Below are 1,142 nucleotides of genomic sequence, written 5' to 3'. Positions count from 1 at the left end.
CTTGTGGTATCGTGGGCTCCTACATGTGTAGCCGCCCCAGGCGCTAGTCATGCCCGGTCGGGGCCCCCGACGGTGAGGCTCGTTACAGGCCGACCCCTGCGGGCCGGGCCCGCCGCGTGGTGATCCGGCCTCAGAGGCCGAGCTCGACCTCGAACTCGCCGGCCTCAAGGATCGCCTTCACGGCCGAGAGGTACCGGGCCGCGTCCGCGCCGTCCACCAGGCGGTGGTCGTAGGACAGGGTCAGGTACGTCATGTCGCGCACCGCGATGGTCTCGCCGAGGTCCGGGTGGTCGATGACCACGGGACGCTTGACGGTGGCGCCGATGCCCAGGATGGCGACCTGGTTCGGCGGCACGATGACCGTGTCGAACAGCGCACCGCGCGAGCCGGTGTTGCTGATCGTGAAGGTCGCGCCCGACAGCTCGTCCGGCGTGATCTTGTTGCCGCGGACCTTGGCGGCCAGGTCGGCGGTCGCCTTGGAGATGCCCGCCAGGTTGAGGTCGCCCGCACCCTTGATGACCGGGGTCATCAGGCCCTTCTCGGAGTCCACGGCGATGCCGATGTTCTCCGAGTCGAAGTAGGTGATCGTGCCCTCGTCCTCGTTGATCCGGGCGTTGACGACCGCGTGGGCCTTCAGCGCCTGGGCAGCGGCCTTGACGAAGAACGGCATCGGCGAGAGCTTGACGCCCTCACGGGACAGGAACGAGTCCTTGGCCTTGCCGCGCAGCTTCATGATCTTGGTGATGTCCACCTCGACCACGGAGCTGAGCTGCGCCTGCGAGTGCAGGGCCTTCATCATGTTGTCGCCGATGACCTTGCGCATGCGGGTCATCTTGACCGTCTGGCCGCGCAGCTCCGAGACCGGGGCGGCGGCGGCCTTCGCGGCCGGGGCGGCCGGAGCCGCGGCCGGGGCGGCGGCGGCCTTGGCGGCCTCCGCGGCGGCCAGGACGTCCTGCTTGCGGATGCGGCCACCGACACCGGTGCCCGAGACCGCGGACAGGTCCACGCCGGACTCCGAGGCGAGCTTGCGCACCAGCGGGGTCACGTACGCGCCCTCGTCGCCGGCGGCCGCGGGAGCGGCGGCCGGAGCCGGGGTCACCGGAGCCGGAGCGGCGGCCGGGGCCGGCGCTGCGGCGGGAGCC

General features: G+C 71.5%; 1 protein-coding gene. It reads right to left on the bottom strand.

Annotated elements, in window-relative coordinates; translation table 11 throughout:
- Nucleotides 1-130: 130 nt before the first annotated feature.
- On the bottom strand, nucleotides 131-1,142 hold a 1,012-nt coding region (gene sucB / locus ACFWUQ_RS31495; protein WP_384544838.1), incomplete at its 5' end, for a 2-oxoglutarate dehydrogenase, E2 component, dihydrolipoamide succinyltransferase.

The sequence above is a fragment of the Streptomyces sp. NPDC058662 genome (assembly GCF_042716255.1).
Classification (GTDB): Bacteria; Actinomycetota; Actinomycetes; order Streptomycetales; family Streptomycetaceae; genus Streptomyces.
Note: the sequence above shows the minus strand (reverse complement) of the source record. Positions and strands in the feature narration are given on the sequence as shown.